The sequence below is a fragment of the Methanocaldococcus vulcanius M7 genome (assembly GCF_000024625.1).
Lineage (GTDB): Archaea > AGJL01 > Methanococci > Methanococcales > Methanocaldococcaceae > Methanocaldococcus > Methanocaldococcus vulcanius.
Window position 1 is genome coordinate 306,083 of the sequence record NC_013407.1, and the last position, 14,700, is coordinate 320,782.

Consider the following 14,700-nt stretch of genomic DNA (forward strand, 5'->3'; position numbering starts at 1 on the left):
CTCACTTTTATTTTATCCATTATTTTTATTTATATTTAATTTATCCAGCTTTTCAAAGAGATTTAAAAGAAAGAAAAATAATATTAAAGTTGTATAGCCACTCATGCTTATAATATGCTTTTCAAGAAATGTTAAGACCAAAAATAGCCCAATTCCTAATATAAAGGCAATTCCAAAAAATATAACAAAAGATTTTGCAAAGTCCTTAACGATACCTTTTGAAAACATCCATGTTGATATTGATAAAGATAAAAGAAAGCCAATAACATAAACAAAATCATAAAACTTTACAAGGTTGTCTTTATCAACTGGATAAGTTATATAATCCCCAATAAAAGAGGAGATGCTTCCATCTACAACCAAAATTATAAAAATATAAAACAATATCGCTATTGCAACTGCTCTAACTTTATCGAAGTTTGAGATGTTATTTATCATCAAATCCCCTCAATTTTTCTTCCTTCTCAATTTCTCCATCTTTTAAATAAATTATTCTCTCCCCAAATCTTGCAACATTTATATCATGAGTGACAACAACAACGGTCTTTTTATCCTCTTCATTTAATTTTTTTAATAATTGCATTATCCTTTCTCCTGTTTTGCTATCCAACGCTCCAGTTGGCTCATCCGCTAATATAATAGGTGGATCGTTTGCCAAAGCCCTCGCTATTGCAACTCTCTGCTGCTGTCCCCCACTCAACTGATTTGGTTTGTGGTTGGCAAATCTTTCTTCCAACTCAGCCATCTTTAAGCACTTTAAAGCTCTTTCCCTTCTCTCTTCTTCACTCATCGAATTTCTATATTTAAAAATTAATGGGAGTTCAACATTCTCCAAGGCAGTTAATAAAGGAATTAAGTTGAATTGCTGAAAGACAAAACCAATTTTATCTCTCCTAATTTTTGTTAATTCGTCATCATCTAAATCATTGGTCTTTATATTGTCAATATAAACCTCTCCCTCTGTTGGTTTGTCTAAACAACCAATAATATTTAACATTGTTGATTTTCCACTGCCAGAAGGTCCCATTATAGAAACAAACTCCCCCTTCCCTATTTTCAGATTTACATTTTTTAGGGCATAGATAATTTCTCCTCCCATTTTGTAGGTTTTTGTTACATCTTTGAGTTTGATCATGGTTTCCCCTAAAAGCCCTAATATATGTTGATGTAATCAGTCATATTGCTTAGAAAATTCAGTAAAAATATTAAAAATGGTATAACCAAACTTTTTTTGAATGTCAATTTATAGTTGTACTGGATTCCTTTTGCAAACAGTAACATTGCCCATAACGTTACCACTATATCCATTAACTTAATTATATAATCTCCATCAGCATATACTGTATTTGTTAAAATAGAAACAATCTGAATAATTAAAGCAACTGTCATTTCAATTAAATATACAAAAGAAACATATCCAATAATCTCAAGCATTTTTTTAAAATCTCCAATTCCATTAAATAATTTTATTAAAATTATATAAGAAAATCCTGCAATAATCAATAAAATTACTACATTGGATAAAAATGTAGCTATAAACAAAATAATAAATTTTAAAATTAACAACATAACATCTTCAACTCCTTCCAGGTATATAATTGGGGTTAAAATAACAACTGAACTAACTAAAGACCATAATAGAACGATTATTAAAGGAAGTTTTAAGTTCATTGGTTTAGTTACAATCTCTTTGAAAAATTTATCAGGACTTAATATTAAGTCATTCATTATTTCACCATTAAATCATATTTTAAGATTTAAAGAATGATGAAAATAAATTATGAAAATAAATAATATAAAGATACAAATATTCTAATATTTTATATCAAATCCTTGTCTGGGTCTATATCATCAAGTTTTAAGTCCTTTAAATCTATTCCGAGAGATTCTGCTGTCTGTTGGATTATTGATATCACTTCGTTAAATCCCATTAATCTACCAACTGCATAAATATGTTCTTCTTTATCTTTATCTCTATGTTTTTCAGCTTTATCTTTTTCTTTTTTAGCTTCTAAAGCCCTTTCTTTAATAGCTTCGCATATCTCATAAATAAATGCTTGTAGCGTATCTATATCCACATTCTTCATTTTATTCACCTTTTACCTTTTATTATCTTAATTCACCTCTTTCTATTAAGATTCCTTTCATAATATCTGCTAACTCCTGATTTCTTTCCATATCTTTTTTCCATTTATTTAATAGTCCTTTCTGTTCTTTGTCTGATAGTTGATAAAAATTAGGAATATATTTTGTAGGGTTATTAATTTTATCACGATGTATTTCCACCTGTTTTAAGTAACTTTTCATAGCTTTATATATTTCTCTTGTACTCTTTTTTTCATATTTTTCCAATAATCCACTATGTTTTCCACCATTTTTTGCAATCATATACGCTTTTGGTAATTTCTTCTCAACTTTCCCAGCAAGTGCTAAAGCTTTAATTCCTTTAGAAATTTTAACGGCTTTTAACACCTTTGCAAGTGGTATTAGAGTTATTACATCAAATGCTAGACCCCATCCATTATACTTTTGACCAGTAGCAAAATGATACAAATCCTCTCCAACAATAGTATCCACAACAAAATCTTTCCACGTGTAGCTATAGTATGCCCCTTCAGCGAATACACTATTTATCATACAGAGTATAGTTAAGATAGCAAAACCTTTTAATACAAATTTTATTCAAGCTCATCATGTCACCTCTGATATTGTAATTTGTTTTTTGTAGGTTAAGTTAGCTCAGCCCATAAAGGGCATCATCGCCAATTTTAATTATTTCACATCTTTTCTTACAAAGCCTCTATAAATCAAATAAACTACTCCAACACAGAACAATATAGCTATTCCAACAACTAAATAATTAATTCCTCCATTACTTTCATTTTTTGATGGAATTATATTTTTATCAATTTTTACTGTCTTATAAATGGTCATTAAGTTGTTATCTTCATCTCTATAAGTTATTTTAAGAGGAATTTCACTTACATTTCCATTAATTTGGCAGTGGAGTTCAAAACTACCATAATCATCGGGATTTAGAGTTCCAACGAAATAATTTTCATACGGCTTTTTTGGAATGATGTTTTTTGTTTTTTCTATTGATATTAAAACGCTCTTTGCCTTTCCAGTTCCGATATTGTCTATATCTCCAGTTATTTTTATTTCGTTAAATGAGCTTTCTATATCTATACCACTTAAAACCAAATCTGCCTTTCCTACAACATTTATCGTTAGATTTTTCTCAATCTGATTATTATCAAAATATATTAATATAGGAATATCGACCACTCCTTCTTTATCTACTTTTATTTGGAAAGTTAGATTTTTTGCCTCTCCTTTTTTGATGAATATTGATTTTTGATTATCTCCAATGAAATATTTACCTATCTGAACAACAAATAAGGAATCTTTATAATTATTTTTTATTGAAATTGTTAGATTTTCTATCTTTCCAACTGTAATGGTTGGGTTTTTTATATTTATTGAAACCAACTCATTTGGAAATACATTGAAGGTTAAAATTCCTGTCTCTTCAACTGTATTTTTATTTTGATAGGTTAATGTCTCAGATTTTGAATCCTCATTTATCGTCTCTGATTTTTGCGTTAATTCCAATAAATTGTATGGATTTTTATATGATATTTTGTAATTTATAGAATAAACTCCTTCTTTTTTGGCAAAAATTGTTAATGGAATGTAGGTTGATTCTCCAGAGTTGAGAGAGGATAGAGTGAAAGTGTTATCCCCCAAAATTATTAAATTATTTGAGTTTTGAAATTCTATTTTTATATTTTCAGCAGTTCCTGTTCCTTTATTTGTCAATAGGAGGAGAATTTTATTATTTCCAACATTTAACATATTTTTGGTAGTTTCTATTACCAAGTTTGCCTTTCCTCTCACTGGAAGAGTAAAGATCCTATTTTCAGAATACTGCTGATCATCCTTTGTATAGTTGCAATAAACCGTTATTTTATAATCATAATTTGGAGCATTTGGCTTTATTTTTATTATTAAATGGGCTACTCCATACTCATAAGGAAAGAGATGTCCAATCCACTTCTTTCCTTTAATAATTTCTATGTTCTCTTTTGATATTTCATTTGTTGGTTTTATATATATGACTGTATTGTTAATCTCTTTATCTGATTCTATTGTTATATATAAATCATAGGTTTTAGACGGCTCCAAGTATTGGGCTTTATAATCAAAATTTTTAAAGATTATGTAAGCAGAAACCTGAGATAAAAGAAATAGGAAGATAAATATGATAAATAATTTTTTTAAGCCCTTCATCTTTTTCCCTCATCTTATAATAACTTTAATACGCAGTATAGTTGATACAAACCAAATATAACCGTTGGAATTAAGGCAGTGATAAATGCGTTTTTTAACGTTAGGTTTCTTGCATATTTAATTGCATAAGTCCATATATATAAATTCCATATAGTTACAGCAAAGCCAATTATTGCATTTGTATAGATTAAAGTTTTTGGGATTATATGCTTTATAACCTCTTGAACAATTATTGGATTCTGCATCTGAGTTATAGTTAATGGTTGAATATGAATTTGAGATAAGTAGTAATAGGCAATAGGGACTGTTATTAAAGCTCCAACTATATTTGGAAGGAATCCATAGCCAGTAAAGGATAATGTTTTCTTAAAGCTCCCTTCCCCTTTAAATGCCATTGAAATGAGATGCATAACTCCTGCTATAATTAACCATGCAACAATTCCGCCAATAAATGTAGATATTAACGCAATAATTTTAGTAAAAGCCAATACTTGCTGATACTGTGGAGGAAAGATTTTGTATATAATTGAAGTTGATACGTAGGCAGAGATTGCTATCAATATGGAAAATATTAAAACAATTAAAAATGGTTCTTTTAGAGAGATCTCTTTCTGAGAGAGTTTTTTGAAGAACATGTCTGGATTTGTTAAAGCTTCTATTATATTCATTAATACCACCTATTAGATTTTTCAATGATTGTATTTGTTGCTTCAACTATTTAAATCTTACGTTAGTAGATAAGTGGCTATCTTTGGAGTAATATAAACTTCGATAAAAGCGGCTATTATGATTAGAATTATTGAAATTATTGCTAATTTTAAAAAGACCTTTATATCTTCCTCTGTTATTGGTTTTTCTTTTTTATCTAATAAGTAGAGAGTTATCTCATAAGGAATTTTAAAACCAGCTACTGCTGATATTAATATAGCTGGGATTTCGAATATTCCATGTGGTAAAATAAAACCAGCAATAATTTTTAATGGTTCGTTAGTTAAGAATGTAGAGCCAATTAAGGCACCAACATTAAAACCGTTAAATAATAGGTTTATAAAAGTAGATAAACCGAAAGTTATTGCTCCTGCCAACATTAGAAATATAACTTTTAAGTTGTTTGATAGTATTGAAATAAAATTAAACTCTATTTTAGGTTTAAAATTTGATAAATCCTTATCATTAATTTTCGAGAAGTTGTTTATTGATATTAAGCCAAAAATAAAACCTAATGAAAAGATTATTAGAGTTAAGATTATTGGTATTTTCATGGTTTCACAATTAGCTATTTGTCTTAACTCAAAAACCTACATAAGTTTGCTATTAATAACCCAATATATGCCAAGAATAATATTATATAGGTTAATTTCTTTCCAAACATAGCATACATTTTTACATATTTTTTAGTATATACAATAAATCCAAGAGCTAAATAGAACGTAGTAATATTGAATATAGCGAATATGTTTATTTTATTGTAATGGATATATAAAATTATTAAAAATATTCCTGATAACCATATGAATATTGCAATAATCCTATGAAGTGATGTATCTTTCAATAATCTCACCATTTAATTCATAAATAATACAAAAAATTGAATAATAGAATTATGGAATATCATTACTTCTAATTAAGCTATGCTATAGCAGCTAAACCAAGAGCTACTACGGGAGCTCCAGCAATACATAAGCCTGCACCCACCATATACATTATTGATCCTTCTTCAGCTACTTCCATAAGTATGCCTCCTGCAGTAACCGCTGCCCCGCCAGCTTCAGTAGCAGATACTCCATCATTAAATATTTGGTGCCCTTCTTTATTATGTAAAATATAATACATAGTTGCTCCAACATCCCCTACTGCAACTGGCTCAGCCACCAAAGCTCCAATCATGCTTACTAAAACCAGACCTGCAAAAACCTTATATACTCCCTTTTCCAAAAATTTCATATTGCCACCCTTTTATGTGGTGTTAGCAATTCCCGAATTGGCTCCGCCTCTATACTGAGGCATCATCGCCAGTTGGCTCAGCTCCTACACCGGAGCGTCATCGCCGACTATATTTTTGTCTAATATACTTCTTTACCCTACATATCGTTTTACACTTTTTTCATTATCATAATAATACAATCCCCCTATATATATATATTACGATTTAATTCAGATCGTAAAATATTTATACGGAAATAAATGCCCTATTAGAAACTTTAATAAATATAAAAAAGTAAAGTAGTTTAATTTAATGAAATAAACTATTTATTTTAATTTTTTAATTAGATCTTCTTTTGAAATGTTATTCCATTTAGATATGTCATTTAAAATAGCATTTAAGGTTCCTTTTGCGATTTCTTTAATGATAAGGTATAGCTATATTGTAAATCCTAAATTCTGTTTCTTTTTTTAATCTTACATGACTTCCTCTTTGTCTAACTAAACCAAAGGTTATCGCTCCAGCTAACATTAAAAAAATAACTTTTAAGTTGTTTGTTAGGATTATAGGAAAGTTGAATTGTATTTTAGGTTTAAAATTAGATAAATCTTTATCGTTAATCTTTGATAAATTGTTTATTGAAATAAACCCCACAATAAAACCTAATGAGAAGATTATTAGAGTTAAGATTATTGGTAGTTTGTTCATGGTTTCACAGTGCTAAGATTATTAAAACTTTTATAAACAATTCTGCTATGTCTATTAAAGATATTAATAATAATATAATTGCAGCGTATTTGGTAGTTTTATTTAATTTCTCAGACTGGTATTTAATATATAATATTACTCCAAGCCCAAAAAATATTGTTGAGATAAACACGTGGGACAATGTTTTTAGACCGATATTTCCTATAACATAATAACCAAATATACTCAGCAATGCATAAACTCCACAAATAACAAATATGGTTGCAGATTTTTTAAGGTTAATACCAATTTTATGTTTTAATAATACGATAAATGATAAACTAACAATAAACATTGCCCATAAGTTTAATATTACACGCCAATTATTTAAAAAATAAAGAATAATAGATTTAACATTTACCATCCTATCACTCATTAAATATTAACAAATCAATGTAACACCTACAGCTATAAGTCCTGCTCCAGTAAGACCAGCTGCAGCCCATAATGCCACTTCTGCTGCTCCTTCAACACTTTCAACTTCAGATACAGTTAAAAGAAGTTCTGCTCCACAGTCGCCCCATTCACGCCCATCCTCAAGGTACCCCTTATCATCATGATATTTGTAGTAGTATGCTGCTCCTAAATCCCCTACAGCAACTGACTCAGCAACTAACGCTCCTATCATGCTTACTAAAACAACTGCCCCAAAAATCTTATATACTCCCTTTTCTAAAAATTTCATATTGCCCACCTTTTAGTTGGTTGGCAATTCCCGAATTTGGCTCCGCCTCTATACTGAGGCATCATCGCCAGTTGGCTCAGCTCCTACACCGGAGCGTCATCGCCGACTATATTTTTGTCTAATATACTTCTTTACCCTACATATCGTTTTACACTTTTTTCATTATCATAATAATACAATCCCCCTATATATATATATATTACGATTTAATTCAGATCGTAAAATATTTATACGGAAATAAATGCCCTATTAGAAACTTTAATAAATATAAAAAAGTAAAGTAGTTTAAAACTTTGTTTATAACAACCTTTTTATAGCATTCCAAACCAAAAATGATTGTGGTTTTAAAATTCCTTTTTGTGGATTTAAGAATAAAATATTCTCTTTAATTAAAAATATCCTAATTTTCCTTTTTATCTTACTTTTTGGAAGTTCATAGTTGTCTTTAAACAATTTCAATGCCTCTAAGACATCATCATAATTTATTCCCTCATAACCTTCTTCAATCTTCTCTAATAACTCTTCCAAGTGATTCCGCTCCTCTTCAAGTTTTGTCTCTAAGATGTATTTCAAATCTTTAACAGCTTTTAACTTGACAATAACATCATAAATATCCTTTGCCTTTCCACCAACATAAGAATAAATCAACTCCTTATCATCATTAGTTAGATTAATATTTTTTTCTTTAGCTAAAAAATCCATAAACTTTAAAGCTGTCTCTTTATCAAAATCATCAACTAAAATATAATCAACTCTTCCTTTTAATTCAGCTTTTCCGTATATGTATTCAATAAACAAACTATCAGAACTTAGACAAAAGACATGACATAGATGTTGAACTTTGGTTAATGCCACTAAGAACTGGAACAAACTCCATAATAACAACCTATTCCCGTTTAAAGTTATCTCTTTAATCATTTGCAATTCATCAAATATTAAAATTGGTTTTTTACCCTTCTCATTTAATTTAGCAAATAAATATTCTATATATTGATAGACATCTGCTGATTTATCTCTTTTACTAAAAATTTTATCAAAGAATGGTTTTGGCACTTTAATAGGCATGCCCAAGTAGTATTTACTAATCTCTTCAGAACCTCTAACTAATAAATCAGCTAATGATTTAGCATACTCTCTAAAATCATCTATTTTTGATTTCTCATCCACTTCAAATAAACATTCAATAAAATTATCAACGTTTAAAATATTCCTCGTTCTAAAATCAATAAAGAATGTAATGTATTTGGACTTATCTAACCTATTAGTTATAACTTCTCTTATTAGGGTTGATTTCCCACTATTTAAAGGACCATAAATAAAATAAATATTATTTGGTTCTTCTTCTAAGATTAAAAGAATCTCATTAATCTCCTTTTCTCTATTAAAAAATTTCATAATTACACCTTTTTTAGTAGTTATTAAGATCCTTAGATTCTTTTCATTTAAATCTTACGTTATTGAAGGAAAGTTAAAATTTATTTTAGGTTTAAAATTTGATGAATCCTTATCATTAATTTTCGAGAAGTTGTTTATTGATATTAAGCCAAAAATAAAACCTAATGAGAAGATTGTTATTGTTAAAATTATTGGTAGTTTATTCATGGTTTCACATTTGATAGCTTTTTAATACCCAATATTATCTAAATTATCTCTTAGTTTTTTAAAGAGTATTATTATTTCAATGTAAATCCATATAAGTGTTGTTAATAAAGCAAATGCACAATACCACTCAAAATCTTTTGGAAATTGGTTTTTAACCATTTTTTCAATCATATTAAAATCCAATAATAGATTTAATGATGCAATTGTTCCTACAAACAAACTAAATCCAATACCTATTAAACCACTTTTAAATGTAGGTAAATATATACCGGCAAAGACTATCAATGCAATAGATATGATATAGTATAACACAATTCCAAGAGTTGTAAATATAATTACCGCTTTAAATTTATTGGTAACTTTAATAATCTTATATTTGTATATAAAAAGCATGATTAAAAAGATACCAAATGTTACAAATAATGCTTGAGATACTATTCCATCGTAAGATGATTCAAACATGTATGATATTGCCCCAATACATAATCCTTCAACAACCGCATGTATTGGAGACAGATATTTTACAACTTGAGGATGATTAAAATCAAAATAAACCCAAACAAATAAAATCAACATAATAATAACTCCTACAGTACTGGTTAAGATTATAAGTAAGGGTGAGTGAATATAATAAAAAGAAATTATGGATGATGCTAATGTGATTAAAATTAAAATAGCTGATTTATTTACCACTCCATTTAAACTTATAAACTCTTCTTTAGTTGTTTAATGGTATTATTATTCATATCTAATACACGTTTTAACAACATATCGGTCATACTTATCCCTCTAAATATTCTTCAAGAAAGCCATATAAAAAATTATTTTACATTTTTTATTATATTGAAGTATAGTATTAAACTAATAACTGTCAATAGTAGGTATTTACTGATAAGCCATAACATATACGGCTGATTTAGAGCTAACAATAGTACTAAAATCACTATATAGCACAACAAAATTATTAACATAATCTTTGTATTTGAGTTGATTCTTTTTGCTTTTATTGAGTGTAATATTTTATTATAGGTTAGTTTTGACATTTAGATTCACCAAACTTAATTTCATTCAGATTTTTACTACCCTCAAATATTCTCCACAAATATGGCCATTCTTTTTCTTTTCTAATAGCATTAGGAGAAATCCAATAAAATCACCTCTTTTAGCAGGTTTTATCATTTTTTCTTCGCTAATTTTGTTACTATAAATTTATAACAGATATACAATATATTTAATAAAATTGCTAATATTGCCAGTTTCATTGCCAATATCCCATAGGGATGTTTTAAGACATATTCCAATATAGAAAGGGTTAAAATTATAATAATTACAATACTACCATATCTGTCTATTTTTTTATTATTCATACTAATATTACCTCACTTCCCGAATTTTCAAAGTTTTTAATATATACTACAAAATTCTAACATCTTCTCTAATAGTATTTTAACGATATTAATGTAATTCGACTGATTTAATGTTATTAAAGAATTTTGAATATATTTTGCATCTGATTAGGTAAATTACATAGGTATAAATGACTATTGATGCCAATATAAACCAAATATTGAATTTTAAATAATACCCACATATTATAAAGCCAATTGCTAAAATAATATCTGCTAATATAATTATTATCGTGCTTCTAAATCCCAGTATCTTTTCATGCCTATATCTAACAAAATTATATATTGTCATGATAATGTCCTCTTCTTTTAACCCCAAACCATCTTTGAATTTCATATATACAACTACATCCATCAAAAATGGCAATATCACAAACAAAAATGCCAAATATGTTAAAAATATTATACTCTCAAAATCCATATCTTCACCTTTTTTACTTTAATGTGAGATTGTCAAGTTAACAATTTTACCCAATTGTAGCATAATGAAGCTTTTTATCCAACTAATAGAGGGGCATCGAATTTTACTATTATTGGAAAATCTATTATAAAATTATAAAATACTTTTACTTAGATTCAACATCGATAGCAGATCACACGTAAGTATGTTTTTACCTCCAACCTTTGATTATTGCCAATATAGCAACAATATAAAGAATGAGATCAATATTCCTCCTCCAAACCCTATAGAAAATGATAACGGTAAATAGTTGATCGCTTTAAAATAATTCGATATAATTGGTTGAAGTATCCAATCGAAGAGGTATACAATAATAACTATAGCTACCAAATATATCTTAAATAAATTCATATTCCTTAATAGTTTTTTTTCATTATCATAATAATACGATCCCACTGTATACATTTATATATTACGATTTAATTCAGATCGTAAAATATTTATACGGAAATAAATGCCCTATTAGAAACTTTAATAAATATAAAAAAGTAAAGTAGTTTAAAACTTTGTTTATAACAACCTTTTTATAGCATTCCAAACCAGATAACTTTGTGGTTTTAAAATTCCCCTAATAGGATCTAAAAATAAGATGTTCTCTTTAATTAAATAGATATAAACTGGTTCTGGTATTTTATCATCACTTATCTCATAAGTATTTTTAAATAATTTTAACGCTTCAATAATATCCTCTTTTTTAATTTCGATAAGTTCATCTTTAATACTAACTTTTGGTTTTATATAATCCAAGTCATTTAAAAAATACTTTAGCTTTTGCATGTCATCTTTAAGCATTAATTCTAACACATCTTTCAAATCCATAATACCTAACTTATTTATAACCCTAACAATAAGTTTTGGCTTTCCACCCACATAAGAGTATATTAATTCCTTATCTTCATTATTTAGCTCAATATTATTATCTACTGCTAAAAAATCCATAAATTTTAAGGCAGTTTGTTTATCAAAATCATCTACCAAAATATAATCAGCCCTATCCCTTAACTCTCCAGCATTATAAACATACTCAATGAATAAACTATCTGAACTTAGACAAAAAACATGAGCTATATGTCTTTCTTTTGTTAAAGAGACCAAAAATTGGAATAAGCTTTTTAATAATGGCTTTCCTCCATTCATAACAATATCTTTAATCATCTGCAATTCATCTAAAATAAATACTGGCTGAATGCCCTTTTTATGCAAACTCATAAATAAGTCCCTAATAAACTTAAAAACTAACCTTCCTCTTTCTTTCTCCCCAAATAATTTATCTAAAATTGGCTCTGGAACTTTTATGCCATAATATAAGTTTATAATATCATTAACTCCCGTTGTAAAACTCTCTATGTATGATTTTATCTTCTTTTCTTTTGAATTTTCATCTATTTCAAACAATGCCTCGACGAAATTATCCATTGATGAAATATCATACTCTCTGAAATTAACATAAAAGACAGCATATTTTTTACTGCATTTTTTTAATTCATTGTTTATTATGTGGTTTATTAAAGTTGTTTTTCCACTGTTTAAGGGTCCATATATAAAATAAATATCATCTGGCTCTCTATTTAAAATTCGAAGTATTTCATTAATCTCCTTTTCCCTATTAAAAAATTTCATAATTACACCTTTTTTAGTAGTTATTAAGATCCTTAGATTCTTTTCATTTAAATCTTACGTTATTGAAGGAAAGTTAAAATTTATTTTAGGTTTAAAATTTGATGAATCCTTATCATTAATTTTCGAGAAGTTGTTTATTGATATTAAGCCAAAAATAAAACCTAATGAGAAGATTGTTATTGTTAAAATTATTGGTAGTTTATTCATGGTTTCACTTTTTTAATTAATCAATTGCCTTTATTTAAAAATTTTAGAAGAAAGCTTAAACTGATCTCATATATTATAAAAAATAAAGCTAATATTATTGAACCTAAAGCATATGGAATAAAAGATTTAGAGCTAAAACCAATATTTATTATAAAATCAATACTATATTTCATTACTACAAATGATAAAATTATTGGTATCACAAACTTATAAACTACTTCAAAATCATTAAGTTTTACAGAACTTTTATTTAATTTTTTCATTAGAGAATTATATAATAATATGCTTATTAATACTGAAATTGTTAATATAATCATTGTAAATATACTAACCATAACTATCACACCTATTGCCATAATAATATTTTTTTATTATCTATTTTACACTTTTTTGTTATTAATAATCAATAGTAAAGTAGTTTAAATTTAGAAAATAAACTGTTTATTTTTAGTTTTTTAATTACCTCCTCTTTTGGAATGTTATTCCATTTAGAAATATCATTTAAAATAGCATTTAAGGTTCCTTTTGTGATTTCTTTATGATAAGGTATAGTTATATTGGGAATTCCAAATTCTGTTTCTTTTTTAATCTTACATGGCGTCCTCTCTGTTTAACAATCTCATAACTCAATTTTTTTAAAATTTTATCACACTCACAACTGGAAGTTTAGGCAATATTTGACACTTCCATCTCAGAAACAGAGAGGATTTTTATAACTTCTCCTGCCTTTAACTCATCTTCAAAATGCAATTCTACAGCTTCTTTAAGATTTTTCATTAATTCATCTAAACTTTCACCCTGAGTAAAATACTTACGCCAACACCCTCTGCAATCCAATAATTCCCATCATAATAAACTCTAAACTTAATCATTCTCATTATTAATCACCAAAATTTTGTTTTCATCAAATACTCAACAACCTATCAATAAGTCATGATTGTTAATTTATTTAATTTTATGTTAGTAGATAAGTGGCTATCTTTGTAGTTATGTAGATCCCAATAACAATTGAAGAAGGTTTTAAAAGTCCTTAATCGAGAGTTAGTTTTGATAAATTGTTTATTGAGATAAATCCAACAATAAAACCTAATGAGAAGATTAGGATTGTTAAAATTATTGATATTTTCATAGTTTCACATTAATTTATCTAATTTTGGGGATTTTAATAAACAATAACAACTACTTGTTCTCCTTTATCTTCAATACTCTTTACATGTCTTTTTAAATCACTTAAATTAGATATGACTTTGTTATATATGAGTTTCTTGGTAGGATAACACAATATTCGTGCAAATTTGTCGGCGAGGTCTTTTCTCTTAAATACGAATCTTATTATCGCGTCTACTGGTATTAGCAATACTGCAAACAGTGCAGAAACCAGCATTAAAATTATATTCCAATAATTCCATCTCTTTAAACAGTTAGATACTTCCTCATCTTTAATATGGTAATGAATGACGTCTAAACCATGTTTTTTAAGCATATTCTCTATTTCATTAACCTCATCAAATACATGAGAATACATCTGTGGATCGTTAATATAAGCATACGCGCCAAGCTCTACCAAAATCACCTTTGGATGTTTTTTTACTAATTCACTGATAATTTTGTATTTTTTTTCACAAAAATCTGGTAAAGTTATGTATTTAGCCATTTTTACCCCCAAATTAATAAAAAGTAATGAAAAATACTTAAAAATAATTTTGAAAATTTTTGCTATTATAATAATACGATCTCACTGTATATATTTATATAT

20 protein-coding genes and 1 pseudogene are annotated in these 14,700 nt (G+C 27.4%); all 21 read right to left on the minus strand.

Annotated elements, in window-relative coordinates; translation table 11 throughout:
• Positions 1-12 precede the first annotated feature (12 nt).
• Positions 13-438: a hypothetical protein gene (locus tag METVU_RS01550; RefSeq protein WP_012819727.1), complete on the minus strand. Its 426-nt coding sequence runs from the start codon at positions 436-438 to the stop codon at positions 13-15.
• Complete coding sequence (locus METVU_RS01555) at positions 428-1,135, minus strand: ABC transporter ATP-binding protein (protein ID WP_012819728.1); 708 nt, start codon at positions 1,133-1,135, stop codon at positions 428-430. The genes METVU_RS01550 and METVU_RS01555 overlap by 11 nt, the downstream gene beginning before the upstream one ends.
• A gap of 17 nt (positions 1,136-1,152) precedes the next feature.
• Positions 1,153-1,728 (minus strand): Yip1 family protein, encoded by a 576-nt coding sequence (locus METVU_RS01560; RefSeq protein ID WP_012819729.1) that lies wholly within the window; start codon positions 1,726-1,728, stop codon positions 1,153-1,155.
• 92 nt (positions 1,729-1,820) lie between these two features.
• Positions 1,821-2,087 (minus strand): hypothetical protein, encoded by a 267-nt coding sequence (locus METVU_RS01565; RefSeq protein WP_012819730.1) that lies wholly within the window; start codon positions 2,085-2,087, stop codon positions 1,821-1,823.
• Between the two features lie 22 nt (positions 2,088-2,109).
• Positions 2,110-2,637: a hypothetical protein gene (locus METVU_RS01570; RefSeq protein WP_012819731.1), complete on the minus strand. Its 528-nt coding sequence runs from the start codon at positions 2,635-2,637 to the stop codon at positions 2,110-2,112.
• A gap of 135 nt (positions 2,638-2,772) precedes the next feature.
• Positions 2,773-4,293 carry a COG1361 S-layer family protein gene (locus tag METVU_RS01575; RefSeq protein ID WP_012819732.1) on the minus strand — a complete coding sequence of 507 codons (1,521 nt, stop codon included), beginning with the start codon at positions 4,291-4,293 and terminating at the stop codon, positions 2,773-2,775.
• 14 nt (positions 4,294-4,307) lie between these two features.
• On the minus strand, positions 4,308-4,961 hold the full coding sequence (locus METVU_RS01580) for a Yip1 family protein (protein WP_012819733.1): 654 nt from the start codon (positions 4,959-4,961) through the stop codon (positions 4,308-4,310).
• A gap of 57 nt (positions 4,962-5,018) precedes the next feature.
• Positions 5,019-5,555, minus strand: a complete 537-nt coding sequence (locus METVU_RS01585) for a stage II sporulation protein M (protein ID WP_012819734.1) — start codon at positions 5,553-5,555, stop codon at positions 5,019-5,021.
• A 23-nt stretch (positions 5,556-5,578) separates the two neighbouring features.
• Entirely contained in the window at positions 5,579-5,845 is a 267-nt protein-coding gene (locus METVU_RS01590; RefSeq protein ID WP_048196682.1) for a hypothetical protein, read from the minus strand.
• A 77-nt stretch (positions 5,846-5,922) separates the two neighbouring features.
• Entirely contained in the window at positions 5,923-6,237 is a 315-nt protein-coding gene (locus METVU_RS01595; protein WP_012819736.1) for a hypothetical protein, read from the minus strand.
• A gap of 481 nt (positions 6,238-6,718) precedes the next feature.
• Positions 6,719-6,925: pseudogene (locus tag METVU_RS01600) on the minus strand (stage II sporulation protein M); the annotation flags it as partial.
• A gap of 4 nt (positions 6,926-6,929) precedes the next feature.
• Entirely contained in the window at positions 6,930-7,328 is a 399-nt protein-coding gene (locus tag METVU_RS01605) for a hypothetical protein (protein ID WP_012819738.1), read from the minus strand.
• Positions 7,329-7,346: 18 nt separating this feature from the next.
• A complete protein-coding gene (locus METVU_RS01610) occupies positions 7,347-7,649 on the minus strand; it encodes a hypothetical protein (protein ID WP_012819739.1) in 303 nt (100 codons plus the stop codon).
• Between the two features lie 297 nt (positions 7,650-7,946).
• Positions 7,947-9,044: an ATP-binding protein gene (locus METVU_RS01615; protein WP_012819740.1), complete on the minus strand. Its 1,098-nt coding sequence runs from the start codon at positions 9,042-9,044 to the stop codon at positions 7,947-7,949.
• A gap of 228 nt (positions 9,045-9,272) precedes the next feature.
• On the minus strand, positions 9,273-9,944 hold the full coding sequence (locus tag METVU_RS01625; protein WP_012819741.1) for a Bax inhibitor-1/YccA family protein: 672 nt from the start codon (positions 9,942-9,944) through the stop codon (positions 9,273-9,275).
• A gap of 128 nt (positions 9,945-10,072) precedes the next feature.
• The gene (locus METVU_RS08935) at positions 10,073-10,294 is read right to left on the minus strand and encodes a hypothetical protein (RefSeq protein WP_012819742.1); all 222 of its coding nucleotides are present in this window, start codon (positions 10,292-10,294) and stop codon (positions 10,073-10,075) included.
• A gap of 132 nt (positions 10,295-10,426) precedes the next feature.
• The gene (locus METVU_RS01630) at positions 10,427-10,618 is read right to left on the minus strand and encodes a hypothetical protein (protein ID WP_012819743.1); all 192 of its coding nucleotides are present in this window, start codon (positions 10,616-10,618) and stop codon (positions 10,427-10,429) included.
• Between the two features lie 88 nt (positions 10,619-10,706).
• Positions 10,707-11,078, minus strand: a complete 372-nt coding sequence (locus tag METVU_RS01635) for a hypothetical protein (RefSeq protein WP_012819744.1) — start codon at positions 11,076-11,078, stop codon at positions 10,707-10,709.
• A gap of 549 nt (positions 11,079-11,627) precedes the next feature.
• Positions 11,628-12,737 carry an ATP-binding protein gene (locus METVU_RS01640; protein ID WP_012819745.1) on the minus strand — a complete coding sequence of 370 codons (1,110 nt, stop codon included), beginning with the start codon at positions 12,735-12,737 and terminating at the stop codon, positions 11,628-11,630.
• 227 nt (positions 12,738-12,964) lie between these two features.
• Positions 12,965-13,279, minus strand: a complete 315-nt coding sequence (locus METVU_RS01650; RefSeq protein ID WP_048196684.1) for a hypothetical protein — start codon at positions 13,277-13,279, stop codon at positions 12,965-12,967.
• Between the two features lie 827 nt (positions 13,280-14,106).
• On the minus strand, positions 14,107-14,598 hold the full coding sequence (locus METVU_RS01660) for a hypothetical protein (protein ID WP_012819747.1): 492 nt from the start codon (positions 14,596-14,598) through the stop codon (positions 14,107-14,109).
• Between the last annotated feature and the right edge of the window lie 102 nt (positions 14,599-14,700).

What these genes read in the sequence shown, in the direction of transcription:
- METVU_RS01585 (WP_012819734.1), bottom strand. Translation starts at nt 5,555, where the DNA reads ATGAAAATACCAATAATCTTAACTCTAATAATCTTTTCATTAGGTTTT.
- METVU_RS08935 (WP_012819742.1), bottom strand. Translation starts at nt 10,294, where the DNA reads ATGTCAAAACTAACCTATAATAAAATATTACACTCAATAAAAGCAAAA.
- METVU_RS01570 (WP_012819731.1), bottom strand. Translation starts at nt 2,637, where the DNA reads ATGATAAATAGTGTATTCGCTGAAGGGGCATACTATAGCTACACGTGG.
- METVU_RS01630 (WP_012819743.1), bottom strand. Translation starts at nt 10,618, where the DNA reads ATGAATAATAAAAAAATAGACAGATATGGTAGTATTGTAATTATTATA.
- METVU_RS01650 (WP_048196684.1), bottom strand. Translation starts at nt 13,279, where the DNA reads ATGGTTAGTATATTTACAATGATTATATTAACAATTTCAGTATTAATA.
- METVU_RS01615 (WP_012819740.1), bottom strand. Translation starts at nt 9,044, where the DNA reads ATGAAATTTTTTAATAGAGAAAAGGAGATTAATGAGATTCTTTTAATC.
- METVU_RS01610 (WP_012819739.1), bottom strand. Translation starts at nt 7,649, where the DNA reads ATGAAATTTTTAGAAAAGGGAGTATATAAGATTTTTGGGGCAGTTGTT.
- METVU_RS01605 (WP_012819738.1), bottom strand. Translation starts at nt 7,328, where the DNA reads ATGGTAAATGTTAAATCTATTATTCTTTATTTTTTAAATAATTGGCGT.
- METVU_RS01555 (WP_012819728.1), bottom strand. Translation starts at nt 1,135, where the DNA reads ATGATCAAACTCAAAGATGTAACAAAAACCTACAAAATGGGAGGAGAA.
- METVU_RS01550 (WP_012819727.1), bottom strand. Translation starts at nt 438, where the DNA reads ATGATAAATAACATCTCAAACTTCGATAAAGTTAGAGCAGTTGCAATA.
- METVU_RS01660 (WP_012819747.1), bottom strand. Translation starts at nt 14,598, where the DNA reads ATGGCTAAATACATAACTTTACCAGATTTTTGTGAAAAAAAATACAAA.
- METVU_RS01565 (WP_012819730.1), bottom strand. Translation starts at nt 2,087, where the DNA reads ATGAAGAATGTGGATATAGATACGCTACAAGCATTTATTTATGAGATA.
- METVU_RS01595 (WP_012819736.1), bottom strand. Translation starts at nt 6,237, where the DNA reads ATGAAATTTTTGGAAAAGGGAGTATATAAGGTTTTTGCAGGTCTGGTT.
- METVU_RS01580 (WP_012819733.1), bottom strand. Translation starts at nt 4,961, where the DNA reads ATGAATATAATAGAAGCTTTAACAAATCCAGACATGTTCTTCAAAAAA.
- METVU_RS01635 (WP_012819744.1), bottom strand. Translation starts at nt 11,078, where the DNA reads ATGGATTTTGAGAGTATAATATTTTTAACATATTTGGCATTTTTGTTT.
- METVU_RS01575 (WP_012819732.1), bottom strand. Translation starts at nt 4,293, where the DNA reads ATGAAGGGCTTAAAAAAATTATTTATCATATTTATCTTCCTATTTCTT.
- METVU_RS01560 (WP_012819729.1), bottom strand. Translation starts at nt 1,728, where the DNA reads ATGAATGACTTAATATTAAGTCCTGATAAATTTTTCAAAGAGATTGTA.
- METVU_RS01640 (WP_012819745.1), bottom strand. Translation starts at nt 12,737, where the DNA reads ATGAAATTTTTTAATAGGGAAAAGGAGATTAATGAAATACTTCGAATT.